1 protein-coding gene is annotated in these 1,381 nt (G+C 69.6%); it reads right to left on the reverse strand.

All coding sequences use genetic code 11. The features are described 5' to 3' along the window. On the reverse strand, nucleotides 1–1,115 hold a 1,115-nt coding region (locus tag QSK21_RS35790; RefSeq protein ID WP_285702201.1), incomplete at its 3' end, for an IS110 family RNA-guided transposase. Between the last annotated feature and the right edge of the window lie 266 nt (nucleotides 1,116–1,381).

Below are 1,381 nucleotides of genomic sequence, written 5' to 3' on the forward strand. Positions count from 1 at the left end.
GCGTTATGGCCGACCTGGCGGGCGCGCTGCCGGTCGTAGTAGGCGCGGGCGCCGGGTGAGCCGTTGATGGCGCCCATCGCCTGGGTGTGGGCGGCGTCGGCGAGCCGGTTGTTGCGCACGAACCGGGCCGCCACGACCTTGCGCTTACCCGAGGCGCGGGTGATGGGACTGGTGCCGGCGTAATTGCGGCGGGCCTTGGCGGAGGCGTAGCGGGTGGGGTCGTCTCCGAACTCGGCGAGCACCCGGGCGCCGGTGATCGGGCCGATGCCGGGCACCGACAGGTAGATCTCAGCGTCCGGGTGCGCCCGAAAATGCGTCTTCACCTGCTCTTCCAGCGCCGTGATCTGGGCGTTGAGCGCCATGATGAGCTGCGCCAGGGCCTGGACCGTGGCGGCGTAAGCGCAAGCGAGAACCTCCGACCGGCCCAGGTGCTGGGCGCGCAGGGCCACCTGGATCGTCGTGGCCTTGGCATCGGCGTTGCGACGGCGGGCCCTGACCAGCGCGCCGCGGATCTGCGCCCGCGACAACCGCGCCGCCGCTTGCGGGGTGGGGGCCTTGACCAGCAGTTCCAGGGTATCGGCGCCCGACAGGCCAAGATCGGCGTAGGCGGCCAGCGCGGCCGGGAAGTACTCACGCAGCGCCGCCCGCAACCGCAGGACGGTACGAGTCCGCTCCCAGATCAGGCTCTGGTGAGCGCGGGCGACGACCTTGACCGCCTGCGCCCGCTCACTGTCCCCGGCCACCGGCCGCAGCTGCGCCCGGTCGATACGCACCATATCCGCCAGCGCATGCGCATCCCCCTTATCGCTTTTGGCACCCGAGGTGCCATAGCGGTCCTTGAACCGGCTGACCTGCCGGGGATTGATCGCAAACACCCGGTAGCCCGAGCCGATCAAGGCCTGCACCCAAGCGCCCCGATCGGTCTCAATCCCCACCACCACCCGCTCCGGATCCAGATCCGGGCCACCATGCCCAGCAATCAGCGCATGCAACCGGGCGATACCCTCCACCCCCTCAGGCAACCGGGCGGTGGCCAGCTTGCGGCCCCTCTCGTCCTGCACCTCCACATCATGGTGGTCCTCAGCCCAGTCATCACCGATGAACAGCAACCGCATCTCCTCACCTCGCTCACCCCAGCCCACCAGATCACAGCCCGCGGGAGGACGGCACGCGGCCTAATGGAACAGTGCTCACACCGGCACCGGCGGGCACGACACCCCAACAGCGGTCACACCTCCCGGCCAACCAGCGAGGGCACGATCTGGCGTCAGGACTCACCCGCTCCAGGCGAAGAACCAGTACTCACCCACCGGTGGCTGTCAGGCACCGAGTCTGCCAGCGACCGACCCAGCAACACCCATTAGGCGAGGAGCGCAGCTCG

Origin of the sequence: Actinomadura sp. NBRC 104412, assembly GCF_030269515.1 — a bacterium.
Lineage (GTDB): Bacteria > Actinomycetota > Actinomycetes > Streptosporangiales > Streptosporangiaceae > Spirillospora.